Source organism: Flavihumibacter sp. ZG627, assembly GCF_000814325.1.
In the GTDB taxonomy this organism is placed as follows: Bacteria; Bacteroidota; Bacteroidia; order Chitinophagales; family Chitinophagaceae; genus Flavihumibacter.
Window position 1 is genome coordinate 141,133 of sequence record NZ_JPHF01000001.1, and the last position, 17,119, is coordinate 158,251.

Annotated in this window: 11 protein-coding genes; all 11 read left to right on the forward strand. The window is 46.0% G+C overall.

The window, feature by feature from the left end:
* Nucleotides 1-111 precede the first annotated feature (111 nt).
* The 11 genes from HY58_RS00585 to HY58_RS00635 all read left to right on the forward strand — a co-directional run bounded on the left by HY58_RS00585 (nt 112) and on the right by HY58_RS00635 (nt 17,090).
* Nucleotides 112-2,457: an ATP-dependent helicase gene (locus HY58_RS00585; RefSeq protein ID WP_039126244.1), complete on the forward strand. Its 2,346-nt coding sequence runs from the start codon at nt 112-114 to the stop codon at nt 2,455-2,457.
* A 97-nt stretch (nt 2,458-2,554) separates the two neighbouring features.
* Nucleotides 2,555-3,628, forward strand: a complete 1,074-nt coding sequence (locus HY58_RS00590; RefSeq protein WP_039126246.1) for an esterase family protein — start codon at nt 2,555-2,557, stop codon at nt 3,626-3,628.
* Nucleotides 3,629-3,630: 2 nt separating this feature from the next.
* Nucleotides 3,631-4,893 carry a DUF418 domain-containing protein gene (locus HY58_RS00595; RefSeq protein WP_039126249.1) on the forward strand — a complete coding sequence of 421 codons (1,263 nt, stop codon included), beginning with the start codon at nt 3,631-3,633 and terminating at the stop codon, nt 4,891-4,893.
* Nucleotides 4,894-4,896: 3 nt separating this feature from the next.
* Nucleotides 4,897-6,204 (forward strand): phosphatase PAP2 family protein, encoded by a 1,308-nt coding sequence (locus tag HY58_RS00600; protein ID WP_052323712.1) that lies wholly within the window; start codon nt 4,897-4,899, stop codon nt 6,202-6,204.
* Between the two features lie 9 nt (nt 6,205-6,213).
* The gene (locus tag HY58_RS00605; protein ID WP_039126252.1) at nt 6,214-7,053 is read left to right on the forward strand and encodes an amidohydrolase family protein; all 840 of its coding nucleotides are present in this window, start codon (nt 6,214-6,216) and stop codon (nt 7,051-7,053) included.
* A 209-nt stretch (nt 7,054-7,262) separates the two neighbouring features.
* Nucleotides 7,263-7,844, forward strand: coding sequence for an RNA polymerase sigma factor (locus HY58_RS00610; RefSeq protein WP_039126255.1), 582 nt, complete (start codon nt 7,263-7,265; stop codon nt 7,842-7,844).
* A gap of 85 nt (nt 7,845-7,929) precedes the next feature.
* Nucleotides 7,930-8,985 (forward strand): FecR family protein, encoded by a 1,056-nt coding sequence (locus HY58_RS18605; RefSeq protein WP_052323713.1) that lies wholly within the window; start codon nt 7,930-7,932, stop codon nt 8,983-8,985.
* Between the two features lie 207 nt (nt 8,986-9,192).
* The gene (locus HY58_RS00620; RefSeq protein ID WP_052323714.1) at nt 9,193-12,567 is read left to right on the forward strand and encodes a TonB-dependent receptor; all 3,375 of its coding nucleotides are present in this window, start codon (nt 9,193-9,195) and stop codon (nt 12,565-12,567) included.
* A gap of 16 nt (nt 12,568-12,583) precedes the next feature.
* The gene (locus tag HY58_RS00625; RefSeq protein ID WP_039126257.1) at nt 12,584-14,401 is read left to right on the forward strand and encodes a RagB/SusD family nutrient uptake outer membrane protein; all 1,818 of its coding nucleotides are present in this window, start codon (nt 12,584-12,586) and stop codon (nt 14,399-14,401) included.
* A gap of 35 nt (nt 14,402-14,436) precedes the next feature.
* The gene (locus tag HY58_RS00630; RefSeq protein WP_039126260.1) at nt 14,437-15,405 is read left to right on the forward strand and encodes a discoidin domain-containing protein; all 969 of its coding nucleotides are present in this window, start codon (nt 14,437-14,439) and stop codon (nt 15,403-15,405) included.
* A 71-nt stretch (nt 15,406-15,476) separates the two neighbouring features.
* Nucleotides 15,477-17,090, forward strand: coding sequence for a discoidin domain-containing protein (locus HY58_RS00635; protein ID WP_052323715.1), 1,614 nt, complete (start codon nt 15,477-15,479; stop codon nt 17,088-17,090).
* Nucleotides 17,091-17,119 lie beyond the last annotated feature (29 nt).

Here is a 17,119-nt window from a genome sequence, read left to right on the forward strand (position 1 = left end):
ATGTTCGAACATGTGTCAGGCACTTACGCTAAAGTATCGCACCAAAGAAAGATGTTCGAACATGTTCCGAACATGTGTCAGACACCTTAAATTGCAGTCCAGAAGAACCTGATGACGCAAGACTATCTCAAAGGACTCAATGATCAACAGCGCGAAGCTGTTCTGCATAAAGACGGACCACTAATGATTGTAGCGGGTGCCGGTAGTGGTAAAACAAAAGTACTCACTACCCGCATCGCCCACCTCATGAGTCATTACCGCGTGGATGCCTTCCAGATCCTCGCCCTCACCTTTACCAATAAGGCGGCAAAGGAAATGAAGGAGCGGATTGAAAAGACCCTCGGCAATTCTGATGCCCGCAATCTTTATATCGGCACTTTCCACAGCGTGTTCGCGCGGATACTTCGCAGTGAAGCCCATCATCTCGGCTATCCCAACTCATTCACCATTTATGATACCGACGATGCGAAATCAGTGGTGAAGACGGTGATCAATGAAATGAATCTCGACGATAAACTCTATAAACCCAATATCGTCTACAACAGGATCAGCTCGGCAAAGAATGCGCTGGTGGGACCGGCCGAGTACGCCATGGATTATTATATCCAGCAGGAAGATAGCCGCTCAAACCGCCCGGCCATCGCGCAGATCTATGCCGCTTATGCCAAGCGTTGTTTTAAGAATGGGGCTATGGATTTTGATGACCTGCTCATCAAGATGTATGAGCTCCTCAAACATTTCCCCGAGAGCCTTCATAAGTACCAGCATAAGTTCAGGTATATCCTGATTGATGAGTACCAGGATACCAACCCCGCGCAGTATGAGATCATCAAATTGCTGGGAGCGGTTCACGAAAATGTTTGCGTGGTGGGCGATGATGCACAGAGTATCTATTCATTTAGAGGCGCTACCATCCAGAACATTCTGCAGTTCCAGAAAGACTATGACGATGTGCGCATCATAAAGCTGGAGCAGAATTACAGAAGCACCAAGAGTATCATCCATGTGGCCAATGAGGTCATCAATAATAACAAGGGACAGATCCCGAAAGAACTCTGGACCGATAATGCTGAGGGAGAGAAGATCCGCCTTGTGCGCACCATGAGTGATAACGAAGAAGGTAAGTTTGTTGCCGATACCATACAGGAGCAGAAACTCCGCAACCATTTCAGCAACCGTGATTTCGCCATCCTCTATCGCACCAATGCGCAGAGCCGTGCCTTTGAAGAGAGTCTGCGCCGCATGGGCATCGCCTATACCATGTATGGTGGCGTTAGCTTCTATGCGCGAAAGGAGATCAAAGACATGGTGGCATACCTCCGCCTCATCGTGAATACCCGCGATGAAGAGGCGCTGAAACGGATCATCAATTACCCGGTGCGCGGCATCGGTAAAACCACCATCGATAAGATCACCCTGTTGGCCAATACCAATAATATCACGATGTGGGAAGTGCTGCTGAACGCGCGCAGCGCGGGTTTTAAGGCAGGCACACTTGAATCGATAGAAAATTTTGTGACGCTGATACAGGGCGCTCAAAGCATGCTGCAACTCAAAAATGCATATGAAGTGGCCTTTCATGTTGGCAAGCAGACCAACCTGGTAAAGGAACTTTTCAATGATAAGACCCAGGAGGGATTGCAGCGTTATGAAAACGTGCAGGAACTTCTCAACTCCATCAAGGAGTTCACCGAAACGCCCAGCAATGAAGATGGTGAAGTGGGGGATAAGAGTTTGGGCAGCTACCTCCAGCAGATCACGCTGCTAACCGACGCCGATGAAAAAGATCCTAATGCGGATACAGTGAAGCTGATGACCATCCATGCTGCTAAGGGACTGGAATTTCCGGTTGTGTTTGCCGCCGGCCTCGAGGAGATGCTTTTCCCCAATGCCATGAGCATCAATACCCGCGAGGAGCTTGAAGAAGAGCGGCGTTTATTCTATGTGGTTATCACCCGCGCCAAATCAAAACTCTGGATCACCTATGCCAATACCCGTTATAAGTTCGGGCAGTTGGTGCAGAATGAACCAAGCCGTTTTATAGAGGAGATGCCGCAGCAATATATCGACCGGAGCTTTGCTGGTGGCGGTCCGCGTAACCAGGGACTGGGCTATTCGCAGGGCTCGGCCTTTGACCGTATGCGGGGATTTGGAGCCTCAGAGCAGGCAGAGAAAATGTATGGCGCACCGCCTTCAAAAAGAAAAGATACCGTTCCATCTTATGTGCCTCCCAAGGCTGCCCCTAAAGTAGTGGAACATAAGCCGGCGGCGGATTTTGTGCCGAGTGATACTACCAACCTGCAGGCGGGACAAAAAGTGGAGCATCAGAAATTTGGATTCGGGACCGTCTTGAAAATGGAGGGCGCCTCGCATAATCCCATCGCTACCGTGCAGTTTGAACTGAATGGGGAGAAGAAGATCATGCTCAATTATGCCAAACTAAGGATTGTGGAATAGAGGGGTATCTTTCCCCGGGGCACCGGGATTTTTCCCATTATTGTTGCAGCACACAATGTTTTAGGTTATTTTGTAATACGACCAAAGCATGTGCCTCATGAGAAAGCTTTCCCTACTCATCCTGCTGCCCTTATTTTACTATTATGGCTATGCGCAGAAGAACAGTGAAAGTAAGGTGGTGACGCCCACCTTTGAGGCCGCGTCTATTGCTGGTAACAAAGCCGGCGAAGATGCCAACCGCCGTTTATCGATCTATCTTCCTCCCGGTTATGACCAGTCGAACGAGCGCTACCCCGTCATATATTTCCTTCATGGCTTTGGCACGAATGATGAGCAGATGATGCAATGGATCGGCTTCAAAGCGCTGATGGATTCTGCCATCAAAGGCAGAATGTTGAAACCAATGATACTGGTACTGCCCAACAGCGATACTAAATTCAGGGGATACTTCTATACCAATTCGAGTTTCACCGGTAACTGGACCGATTTCATCGGCAAGGATGTGGTGCAGTATGTTGATAAGAATTTCCGCACCAAAGCGCATAGGGATAGCCGGGGTTTGTGCGGGCACTCCATGGGAGGCAATGGTGCATTGAAAGTTGCTATGCTTTATGCTGATGTATTTAGCAGCGTGTATGCAATGAGTGCGGGAGGGATGCACTTCGCAGGAGAATTTACTCCTGCCCATAAGTCGTTCCGGCAGCTTTCTGAACTCAGTTCTGTAGAAGAAGTTTTTAAAGGATTTGATAATCCGGAGACAACAGATAATGCTGCATTTTATCGCGTTGTTTTAGCCAGTATGGCAAGAACATTTACACCCGATGAATCCAATAAGGCTTTCCAGGGGAAGATACCGGTGAGCTATTCAGGCAAAACAAGAAAGATAGATCCGGTGGTGCTGAAGAAATGGGAATCAAATTTCAACATCAATATGATTGAGGACCATCTCCCTGCGTTGCAAAGCCTGAAGGCGCTAAAGATCGATTGGGGAAGGAATGAAGAGTTTTCGCATATACCCCTCACCAATATGCAGTTCAGCAAAAAGCTGGAGGCCTATGGCATCAACCATTTCGCCGAAGAATATATTGGTGGTCATGTGAATATGCTCGATGGTTTTGAAGGAAGGGCGTTCACAGAGTTATTGCCATTTTTCCAACGTTACCTGAAATAAGTATGAACCAGAACCTTTCACCCATCAATCCCGAAGCCCGGGCCAACATCCTCGATGCATTGCGCGGCTTTGCGCTGCTGGGTATTATACTGGCAAACTATCCCGTGCTATCGCTCTATGTATTCCAATCGCCCGAAACAACGAACGCCATGCCCACGGCCAGCATCGATAAATGGCTGAAGTATTTTTATTTCGCTTTTATCGATGGTAAATTTTATTCGCTTTTCTCTTTATTGTTCGGGATTGGGTTTTCTATCATACTAAATAAAAGAGGAGAAACAGAAAAATCCACACTTAAATATTTCTATCGCCGCATACTTATACTATTACTTATCGGTCTCGTTCATGCATTGCTGTTATGGGATGGAGATATTCTTGTATTGTATGCCGTACTTGGATTATTACTGCCCCTTTTCCGCAATACATCCGATCGCACTTTGTTAATTCTTATTCCTGCCTTGTTATTATCCCCCTTGCTTATTGACTCCATCAGGGTGATTACAGATGGTAGGGTGGACCCTTCTCTTTTCTTCCGGCGACTTGCATATATTGTATCCACAAAGAGTGGTATTACGGACACAAATTACCGGAACTGGCTGGTGGTGAATGATAGCTATAGTGATGTGGTGGAATGGAACAAGAGTGGATTTTTCTTCAGGTGGGAAATGTTATTGGGTACCAACCGCCTGCCCAAGGTATTCGCCTTATTCCTGCTTGGAATGTACCTGGGAAGAAAGCGGATCTATGCGCGGCTTCCGGAGCACCATACAATGCTTAAGAAAGTTCAGCTATACAGTTTGCTGATCGGACTACCCGCTACTATCGGGCATGCTTATTTCCAGAACGACCAGTATTTTATTCCCGCTCCTTCGGCTTTGCTGGATACCTTGTTCTATGCATTGAGCGTGGTGCCTATGAGTCTTTTTTATGCAAGTAGTTTTTGCCTTCTCTTCCTCCGCCCCAATTGGCAGAAGAAACTGATGGTATTTGCCCCGCTAGGGAGAATGGCACTTACAAATTATATCGGCCAGACCATCATCGGCACTCTTATCTTTTATGGATATGGACTAGGCATGGGTACTACTATAGGTACAACCTATATATGGTTGATAGCGGTTGGTGTTTATTTTTTACAGATCATACTAAGTAATTTATGGTTAAGATATTTCCTGTATGGGCCGCTGGAGTGGGTTTGGCGACAGCTTACCTACGGTAAATGGCTTCCGCTGGTGAAGATGCGGAAAAATGATAATCTAACAACCTGATATATGCGCAGTAAATACAACACTTATCACGTCAGCCTCTTTGCGCTGCTCCTGCTGGGTTTCTCCACGCTGGCTCAGGAGCCTGCTAATTGGAAGCCTATCGTTATTAACCTGGATGAGTTTAAGGTTCCTCCGCCTCCCGCTCAAGCTGCTGACAAAGCGGAGGCCGACAGGGTAGTATTTTACCAGACCCGCAACCCCAAAGCTTCAGCGCGTGATATGCAGCACTGGAATGCGGGGCCTCCCGGCTACCGTTGGATGCAGGCATCCGACATGTTTTTTGATAGCACCCAGTATTGGGCGCGCACCAACGCATACACAGCAGTGGCCATTTATGATGCAACCCTGGCGGCAATGAAAGCCAAGCAGCAATACAACCGCAAGCGGCCTTATGAAAGCTCTTCCAAAGTGAAGCAGCTGATCTATCTGCCTCCCAGCCCATCTTATCCATGCGAATATTCTGTTGCAGCAGCCGCGGCAGCTGCAGTACTTGGACATTTCTATCCAAACAAAAAGGATAGCCTTATTCAACTGGCGCAGAAAGCCGGTGAGTCGCGTATCGCGGCTGGATTGGCATATCCCTCAGATGTTGAAGCAGGATTTAATTTGGGAACCAAGGTGGCATTAATGATCCTGGAACATGCTGAAAGCGATGGCTACAGTAAGGCATGGCCAGGCACTGTTCCAACAGGCCGCGAATATTACACGGGTAAGCCTATCCGAAAAGACTATCCCAATATGCGTACATGGATATTGAAGAGTCCATCCCAGTTCCGTTCTGCGCCACCACCACCTATCGAAAAGGATATGGAAGCCATCCGCAACCACAAGCCTGATCCCTATGCCAGATCCATTGCCTACCGTTGGGAGTTCAGCTGGCCATGGGGCGAAGAGATGGAAAAGAAAGTGCTTGAATATAATCTTGCAGCAGATCCTCTCAAAGCTGCATTCGCATATGCATTGGTGGCAATGTCTGATTATGATAACCAGATCGCCCATTGGGATGGCAAGTACACGTACTACCGTGCCAGGCCCGACCAGTATGATACTACATACAAGCCGCTTTTCCCTACACCAGTATCTCCCAGCTATCCCGCCGGCCATGGTACCATGTCATACACCCGCGCAGCAGTGATGTCATTCCTGTTTCCTAACGATAGGGATCATTTCTACAAAATGGCAAAGGAATGCAATGACTCCCGCTTTGATGCAGGTGTGCATTATAAGACTGATAACCAGGCAGGGGAAGAAATGGGAAGAAAAATAGGAGAGGAAGTAGTGAACTGGGCTAAGAACCGAATGCCGAAATAAAAAAATGCAATGTTAATCACCCTATGCCATCTCCTGCTGTTGTGGGGCCTTTCACAGAGCCTGCACCCGAAAGTTTTCGACGTGCATATCCACGGAGCTAAGGATCCGGTGGCGCAACTGAGTTCCCTGCAACGGGCAGGTGTATACGCTGCTGCCATTAGCAGCTCCTGGGATCTGCAGCAAAGCTATCACGCGCATAAGGGTCCGCGTTTGTTGCACGGCCTTATGCTCCCATGCCCTTTAGGAAAAGTTCCATACAGCAGGCAACCCTGTTTTTCGGATGGAAAAGATTGGCCAGCCCTGGCCTGGGTTGAACAGCAGATCCAAGAAAAGAAGATCGATTTTGTTGGTGAAGTACTTAGCCAGTATTACGGAATATCGTCTTCAGATACAAGTCTGTATCCCTATTATGCACTGGCAGCGAAATACAATTTGCCGGTGGGTATTCATACCGGGTCGGCCGGACCAGATCATGGTAGTCCGAATTTTACCGAGGCAGCAGGCAATCCATCGCTGATGCGGCACATGCTTCAGAAATTTCCCACCCTCAGGGTCTGGATCATGCATGCTGGTGCGCCTTTCCTCAAAGAGGCTATCGACCTCATGAAGGCATTCCCAAATGTTTACACTGATATCTCCGCAATTAATAATCCGGCCATCCTGCCGCCGGCGCAATTTAGCGAAGTGATGAAGACTTTGATGGATGCGGGACTCGAAGACAGGATAATGTTCGGATCTGATAACGGAGATATTCAAACGATGATCGCTTCCGTTGATGATCTTACTTTCCTAACTTCAGAACAGAAGGAGAAGATCTTCTATAAGAATGCAGAAAGATTTTTCAAATGATGTTCGAACATGTTCTTAACATGTGTCAGACACCTTCCATGGCTGTTAAATAACTCATTCCCCAGAGAATTACGCAATCGATTGAACCGGCTATTTGCAGTTGCGCAATCGTTTGCCTGAATTGCGTTTATAGTATTTCTTTCATTACATATTGCCTATATATTTGAAACTGTTAATGAAAATTTAACAGCATCTGATTATAGAGCCATATGAATTTTGACCAGAACGAAATAGACCTGCTACTGCTTGAGCGGATTCAATCCGGCGATGAGCATGCACTCGCATCGCTGATGCGAACTGAGTTCAGGAGCATATATGATTATGGCATGCGCTTCTGTAATTGCGACAGCACGGTGCGTGATGCCATCCAGGAAGTGTTCATAAGCCTCTGGCAGAAAAGAAGTAGTGCCAGCTCTATAGTTTCTATCCGGTACTGGTTATTAGCGGCTGTGAAAAACCAGGTGCTGAAAATGATGCGGAACGAAAGCAGGATATCAAATCTGGAGGACTCATCGCTGGAATATTCCTTCACCGTAGATTATTCCATTGAAGAAAAGATCATCACCAAACAGGATTACCAGGAACGCTCCCATCTTTTACAGGAAGTACTCGCTCAATTATCTGTGCGCCAGAAAGAAGTGATCTATCTCCGCTTCTACCAGGAACTTGATGCAGCTGAAATCTCTGCGCTCATGCAGATCAGCGCGCAATCCGTATATAATCTGCTGCACGAATCCATCCAACGTCTTCGCAAATGCTGGCATGCAGGTGTTTTATTGCGCGCAGTATGATGCTTTAAAGATTTCTGAAAAATATTTTTATTATTCCCAGTAGAAAAGTATTCCTCCCGGTACTTAGTTATAAGCAACGATTGCTATGAAGGAATACCTGCATTATACTGTTGAGGAACTGAGTCTTGATAAAGATTTTATCAACTGGGTGAGATTCGGCACAAATGATGATTACTGGACGGGTTTACTTTTTGCCTTTCCAAGGAAGGCTGCGCATATTGCGGAGGCGAGGAAGATCGTGGAAAGTTTTCAGCCCATTGAAATGCCGCTAAGCGAAGTGATGGTGGAAGTGGAAGTATCGAAACTGATGAATGCCATCTCCGCAGAGAAGTCCATTCCAAAGCCTGGTAAAAAACGCTCAGGGAGGTGGTTATTCCTTACGGCCCTGGCAGCTGCGGCGATACTGGTTTTTGCTATTACTTTTTATGTTCCCGTTCCCAATAATTCCCGCGAATCTTATTCAGCCCGTACCGCGCAGCGTAAACTGGTTGAGCATTTCAACAGTTCTGATTCTGCACTGAACTTCAGCCTGCCCGATGGAAGCACCATAAAACTCTCTCCTGGCAGCCGTTTCAGCTATGCTACCCGCTTTAATGATTCTGCTAACCGTGATGTATTCCTTTCCGGCGAGGCTGCTTTCGATGTGGCTAAAAACCCGCGTAAACCATTCCGGGTTTTCAGCAATGAGATCGTTACCAAAGTACTTGGAACAAGTTTTATCATCCGCTCTTTCGATAATGAAAATGATATAAATGTATCCGTTCTCACCGGCAAGGTGAATGTTTTTAAGGAAGGCGAAAATGGTGTTCTGCTTACTGCCAACCAGCAGGCTGTTTACCATAAGGATAGAAAGAGCATGACGAAAAAACTCAACGAAAAACCAGTCATCATATCGCCAGCTATCAGCAATATCAATATGGTGTTTGAAGATGCTCCTGTTACGCAAATTCTTGCCTTGCTGAGGCAGGCATACGGTATCAATATCAGCTATGACAGCAGTATACTTTCTTCTTGTACTATTACCGCCGACCTCAGTGACGAATCGATCTATAAAAAACTTGACCTGGTTTGCAGGGCCATTAACGCTGAATATGAAGTGATCGATTCGGAGGTATTTATAACTGCAAAAGAATGTAACTAATTACCAAAACAAAAACGACTGCCACCATGAATAACGATAGCTCCTGATAATAAAAAAGAAACCGGCCTTGCTGCGAACAAGTCCGGTCTCAATACCCACGCCCCTCGTTTTGAAGGCAAGGAGGCATTTGTCGATCAACTAATTGTTAAACCGAAGTTTAAAGTTATGCAATATTCAAGTTGTCCGAAAGGGCTAATCTTTCATTGTATGAGAATTGGAGTATTACCCATCATGATGATCTTTCTTTTTGCCGGTCTTGGTTATGCCAACAGTACTAGCGGACAGAATATCACCGATAAGAAGATCAGCCTGCAGGTTGAAAAAACCGAGCTGAAGAAAGTACTCAGCCAGATCGGTCTCAAAGCCGATGTGAAATTTATTTACAGTCCCCAGCGTATCCCCAGTAAATCAAAAATAACCCTCGCTGCCCGTGAGGAAAAACTGGGCGATATATTAGCACGCCTTTTCGGCCCTTTCGGTGTTCAATATGAAGTGGATGGTAACCAGATCATCCTCACCCGTAATGAACTTTCACCGGCACGAACCTTTAATGGAAACCCGGAATTCAGTCTGCTGAGTGATATTGCTGCACCAACCAGGCTTATCAAGGGTAAGGTTACCGATGATTCTACCGGGCAGGTTCTTGCCGGTGTGAGCGTCAAGATCAATGGTACTGAAAAAGGAACCTATACCAATAACGATGGTGAATTCTTCCTCGAGGTTCCTGACAACAATGCCGTGTTACTGATTTCTTTTGTGGGCTATGAAACGATAGAACTGAAAACAGAGAATCTCACCAATTACAATATTTCCCTGAAGCCCGTCAACAAGATCATGGAAGAAGCGGTGGTGGTTGGTTTTGGTAAGCAGAAGAAGATCAGCGTGGTAGGATCACAGGCCACCGTTAAGCCTGCTGAACTTAAACTACCCGTCCGCGATCTTACCAACGCCCTGGCAGGAAGACTCGCCGGCGTGGTTGCCGTTCAACGTAGTGGTGAACCAGGTTATGATGCAGCATCAATCTATATCCGCGGTATCGCCACTTTCGCTTCAAGTCCGCAGAGCCCATTGCTTGTAGTTGACGGAGTTCCCGATCGTTCTATCAACAATATAGATCCTGAAGATATAGAGAGTTTCACCATCCTTAAAGATGCATCCGCAACTGCAGTTTATGGTACCCGTGGGGCAAATGGAGTTATCCTCGTTAATACAAAAAAAGGTAAGGCTGGTAAGGCACAGATCAATGTGGAAGTAAACCAGGCTATTTCCAGTTTTACCCAGCTTCCGAAATTTGCCAATGCAGAAGAGTTCATGACCATGTACAATGAGGGACTCACCATGCGCGGCCGTACAGCACAGTATACACCCGAAACCATCCAGAAACATGTTGATAAGGTTGATCCCGAACTCTATCCTGATGTAAACTGGTTTGATGAGATGTTCAATAAGTATGGTCGCAGTACCAGGGCCAACGTGAATGTTACAGGTGGATCAGCAAATGCTAATTATTATATCTCCGCTGGTTATTATGGTGAAGTGGGATTGTTCAAACGTGATAAAGTTCAATCATACAACTCAACGCTTAAATATGAGCGTTATAATTTTACTTCTAACGTAAATGTTGACCTTACTAAAACCACCAAACTTGAGCTGGGTGTGAATGGTTTCATAACCAATGGAAATTATCCCGGTATTGGAACACCTACTTTATTCTACTATGCTACAGCAACTCCGCCACATACAGTGCCAACCATGTACTCCAATGGGCAGTTGCCAAAAGTTGGTGGTGCTACACCGAGTCCATACGGATTGCTAACCAGCAGCGGTTATGCAACAGAGTTCAGTAATACGGTGCGTAGTAATATTCGTCTCAAACAGGATCTCGGATTTCTGCTCAAAGGTTTATCCGCAACTTCCATGTTTGCCTTTGATAACTATGCATTCAGCAACCTAAACCGTACACGTACCCTTCCAACCTACCTCGCAACAGGTCGCGACGCAGATGGTAATATCGTCACAAGTATGACTGATCCCGGCAATGAAGTGCTTGGCTTCGCTTCTGGCAGAATCACCAACCGTCGTTTTTATACAGAGACGGGGTTGAATTATGAGCGCGTTTTCGGTAACCATAACGTTTCCGGTATGTTGCTTTATAACCAGTCTGATTATGTAAACGGAAACGCTGATAATGTAGTGGCATCTATTCCTTTCAGGGTACGTGGATTAACAGGAAGGGCTACCTATGGATTTGATAACCGCTATTTCCTCGAAGGCAACTTCGGTTATTCAGGGTCAGAAAATTTCACGCCTAATAAACGCTATGGATTCTTTCCTTCTGTTGGTTTAGGTTGGGTTATTTCAAATGAAAAATTCTTTGATCCACTGGCCAATGCTATTGATCATTTCAAACTTCGATTCTCTTACGGAACATCCGGTAACAGTAATACGGCACAACGTTTTCTCTTCCTCACACAAATTGGTGGCGGCGGAGGATACACTTTTGGTGAACCAGGAAGTACAGTATCCTATTCAGGTTTGCAGGAAGGCCAGGTTGGTGCTGACGTAACCTGGGAAACAGCGAAAAGGCAGAATCTGGGAATTGAGATCAATACCCTCAATAATAATCTCCAGTTGATCGTGGAACTCTTCAAGGAAAGGCGTGAAGGAATTCTGCGCCAGGCATTCACCATTCCATATTCTTCTGGTTATCGTTTTGACAATATCCCCTATGGTAATATTGGTATCACGGAGAACAAGGGCATTGATGTAACCCTTCAATACAATAAGTATTTCGGAAGAGATGCCTTCCTCACTTTCAGGGGTACCTTTAACTATAACCGCAATAAGGTTATACAGGATGAATTACCACCATGGCAATATCCATGGCTTGATCTGGATGGACAGCCCATCGGTCAGCGTTTTGGCTATGTTGCACTTGGACTCTTCAAAGACTCTGCAGAGATCATGGCCTCTCCCCGTCAGGCGGGTGATGTTCGTCCGGGTGATATCAAATTCAAGGATCTCACCGGCGATGGAGTTATCAATTCTTTTGACCGTACCGCAATAGGTTTTGGTGCCATCCCACGTATACTCTATGGTATCACAGTTGGAGGAGGTTATAAGGGATTTGACCTGAGTTTATTTTTCCAGGGAGCCGGGCAGGTTGATTTTAACTATGCAAGTGGTTTTGCAACACGTCCATTTGCAGAAGGAGCTACTTATGGCAATATGTATAACCTGGTTACAGACAGGTGGACCGGTGATCCAAAGGATGCCAACACCTCGCCATTCTATCCCCGCCTTTCTACCAACCAGACCGTTACCTCTAATTATAACACCAGTACCTGGTGGATAAAAAGAGCAGATTATATAAGGCTGAAGAGTGCCGAGTTCGGATATAATTTCAACCTGAACGCATTGAAGCGTTTCAGTGTGAGTAAAATGCGGTTGTTCGCCAACGGCACCAACCTGTTCACAAAGAGTAAGTGGGATGTTTGGGATCCTGAACTAGGTGACGGTAACGGCGCTGCTTACCCGAATACTTCCATGTATAATGTAGGCTTCAGAGTTAGTTTCAATTAATTAAAATCTTCTTTCAATGAGAAATTCATTCAGGCAATATATTGTTGCAGCATTTGCAGCATCCATCCTGCTCATAGCAAGCGGATGTAAGAAAGATTATCTCGATACGGTTCCGGATAATATCACCACACTCGACAATGTTTTTACCAACAGGATCATGAGTGAGCAGTGGCTCGCGAGGATCTACAACCGTGTTCCTGATCCATGGGACCAGCCATATACCACGCAGTGGTCGGGCATGACAGATGAGGTGGATTATACCTGGATCGCCCTCCCCATGAATAATGGAGCGCTCGTTCCGGATGGTACCGCCAGGCTTTGGAACAGCTATTATGAATCGATCCGCATGGCGGCCATCTTCCTGGAGAATATTGACCGCAACAAGGAACTCCTTGATGTGAGCAATGGCGCACAACTTGTTCAGCAGTATAAGGGTGAAGCACGTTTTCTACGAGCCTATTATTATTTCCAGTTGATGAAGATATATGGTCCGGTTGTGTTGATGGGTGAAAATGCCGGAACAGTATCAACTGATTACCAGATACCGAGAAGCAAATGGGATGAATGTGTTGCCTATGTTATAGCAGAAATGGATAAGGCAAAAGCTGATGTTCCGGATGCGCATATTAACAGTAGTGGTACTCCTGACCTGGTACAAACAGGACGGATCACAAAAGGTATCGTTGCAGCAGTACAATCACAAGTATTATTGTTTAGTGCGAGTCCACTATATAACGGCAATTCAGAAATGGGTGATTTCAAGAATCTGGATGGCAGCCCGCTGATCAATTCTACTTTCGATAAAGAAAAGTGGAAGAAGGCAGCAGATGCCGCAAAGGCGGTGATAGATATGAATAAGTGGAGCCTCTATAAGGAAGATCATGCCGATGCTTTTCTTGCGGGCTTCAATTCTTCACGCAATCTTTTCTGGAATGGCTGGAAGCAGGAGGGCATCTGGCTAAGAACTGCCAGCAGCATGTTCTACGGCTGGGAACAACACTGTGCGCCACGCAATACACAAGGAAATGCATGGAATGGAATCGGTGTTTTCCAGGAACTGGTTGATGCATACCGCATGGAAGATGGCAAGGCTATTACCGATGCATCATCTGCTTATACCGAAGAAGGTTTTGCACCCGCAAAGCCCGGCTTCTATGTGGATAATACAAGCAATATGTTTGTGGGCCGGGAGCCACGCTTTTATGCACATATTACTTTTAATGGAGCAACGCTGCCAACGGTTCCTAAGGCCGGACAAACATATGTTGGCTTTTTCTTCAGTGTCAATTCAGGCAAGCAGGGTGCTCCACGCGACTGGCCTAAAACAGGTTATACTGCTCGTAAGAATATTCATCCAAGCTCACAGTTCAATCCGGTTACTTCAGTTGGAAGACCAGCAATGCTGATAAGACTTGCGGAGATATATCTCAACTATGCAGAAGCATTGAATGAATACCAGCCGGGTCATGCCGATATCCTGGTATATCTGAACAAAGTAAGGCAGCGTGCAGGATTGCCAGCACTGGAATCAGGTCTTTCACAGGATGAGTTGCGTAATCATATCCGTATGGAAAGAAGGGTGGAACTTTCGTTTGAAAATCACCGCTATTTTGATGTACGCCGGTGGAAAGTGGCCGATCAGGCTGAATATCACCAGGGTGGACCATTCTACGGTATGAACATGGATAAGGGAACATCACTTGGCAATGTGGAGTTCCACCAGCGAACTGTTGTACTGACGCGTTCATCATGGGACAGGAGGAATTATTTCTGGCCCGTTCCCCAGGCTGATATTGATCGCAATAAGCAACTGGTACAATTCCCCGGTTATTAATGAGTAGAACAATCTTTATTATTAAAAAAATTACCATGAGATTTCATACCAATATATTGGTGCTGGCAGGATCTGTTCTCTCGCTGCTATCCTCTTGCACCAAAGACCCGCTCTATATGGAGCGCACGGATTCAAAAGAGAATGTGGTCATTTTCCTGAAGCAGGCCACAACACAATCTGTCGACCTCCAGCTTTTCCCTTTTGTTGATGAAGCCAGAACACTTACTTTAAATGCTGGTTTCGGTGCAATAGGATATCCCAACAGCAATGTCACCATTAAGCTCGATGTTGATACAAAGGCATTTGACAGTGTAAACGCTATTCGCACAGCAGCGGGATTGGAACTCTACGAACCTTTCCCCGCCGACGCTTTTGTATTTACGGATCGTGATTTAACTATTGCAGGTGGAACGCTTACCTCTAACCTTGCTTCGCTGAGTTATTATCCCAAGAAATTTGATCCTACAAAAAACTACCTGATGCCTATCAGTATAATGGATGCCTCGGGTTTTAAAGTGAATCCAAAAGCAAAGACTGCATTCCTTATTGCATCTGAACTGGCCGGGAAGCCAGCTAATACCGAAGGGTGGACTGCTGCGGCTTCTTCCGAAATGCCCGAGTATGAAAATACTGGACTGGCATCTGCTGTTCTGGATGGCAATATCAATACCATCTGGCATTCTGTATGGTGGCCGGAAGAGCCCGCTTATCCGCACTGGATAACAGTGGATATGAAACAAGAGTATTATGTAGATAAGATAGGTATGATACCAAGGCAGAACAATCCGAATGGCTTTTCGAAATTTAACCTGGAAGCAAGTCTGGATGGTACTAACTGGACCATGCTGCTGGAAGATACGAGCTTCGATCCCACCAATAAAAGCCAGCAGACCTATCCGCTTACACCTGCACCATGGCGTCATTTTAAACTTACTATGACTGCAGGAAGGATGGAATGGCATAAATCTACCCATCTCGCTGAATTTATCGTGTATAAATACTGATCGTTTGTTGAAATGCGCAGCAGTGTCCGGAGTCGGCAATCTTCCGGCCTGCTGCTTTTTTATTCTATTTTATGAAGCCATTATTTTTTCGTCTATACATCATATTGGTCTGCATCCTTTTTGCGGCATGTTCCAAATCTGTTACAACTGCAGGCCCTGTAGATCCACCCGTTACGCCGCTGCCCGCACCGCCACCCGTTAGTTATGATTATAAATCCGACTATGCCTATAACCTGAACGTAGTGTATTTCGTTCCCAATGATGTTGTGGAGCCGGCAGAGTACCACCGCAGGCTCAGTGAAATACTGCTGCAGGCACAATCATTTTTCGGGGACGAGATGCAACGCAATGGCTACGGCAATAAAAGTTTCGGGCTCCTGAAGGATGAAATAAAAAAGCGGGTACAGCTTATCGTTATAAAGGGTAAGCAGGGTCGCTCAGCCTATCCTTATGAAGGAGGCGCCAATGCGGTCATGAATGAGATCAATTCATTCCGTGCGGCCAACGCATCGATGTTCAGTAGTGATCATTATCTCGTGATTTTACCCGCCACACAATATGATGCTAATGGCGAACCCGGTGGTGTGCCATTTTATGGACTTGGTAAATTTTGTTTTGCCCTTGACTATGCCGAACAGGATATTAAATACCTCGGAACTGGCGGTGTGTTAGGTACCCGTGCAGTGAAATGGATCGGCGGCATGATCCATGAACTGGGCCACGGCCTTAACCTCCCGCACAATTGCCAGAAAGTTTCTGAAGGCGCCAGTCTGGGTATGGCGCTCATGTGGGCGGGTAATAGTACCTGGGGTGTTTCCAAAACATTTCTCACTGCTGCGGATTGTGCTGTGTTGAATGTGAACCAGGTTTTCAGCAAAGAGAAGAAGGCGTTTTATGGCGAAAAGAATGCTTCAATTAAAAGGATTCATGCAAGTTATGATGATGTAAAGCAATCGATCATTGTGAAAGGAATATTTGCGAGCAACGAAACGGTTACTGATATTCTATATTATAACGATCCCAATGTAAACAATGAAGGCATCGGTGTGAATCGCGATTACAATGCTGTTGCGTGGACGAGTAAGCCAATTGGTACCGATAGTTTTTATGTAGAGATGCCGGTCGCTGAATTACAATACAAAACCAATGAAGTTTATGAACTGAAAGTGAAGCTGGCATTGTCTAATGGCCTGATTCGGGAAACGATCTATCCTTACAGTTTTGTGAATGGAATACCCCGGCTTGAATTCAGCACGCGCGATGAGTTAAGCAAGGAGGGATGGAGTATCGCATCGTTCAGCTCTGAAGAAACTGCCAGTGAAAATGGCGCCGTAACAAATCTTATTGATGGAGATTTAAGCAGCTACTGGCATTCGCGTTGGTCTACCAATGCAGCCGTGTATCCCCATGAGATCGTTATTAAAACTGGAGAAAATATTGTGGCTGCAGGGTTCAGCATTGCGCAGCGGCCAGGCCTTGCGAGGGCGGTAAAGGATTTGGAGTTATTAATTAGCCTGGATGGAATAAGTTACCAGTCTGCCGGGGTTTCCCGGTTAGCTAATAGCAGCGGCTTGCAATACTTTTCTTTTGCTGCACCGCAAACAGTGAAGTATATCAAACTTATTGCCCGTTCAAGTTGGGATGGTGAGAAGTTTGCATCGTTGGGTGAGTTTGGTTTGTTCTGATTCAGGTTGTCGTTTTTGTACTATTCTTC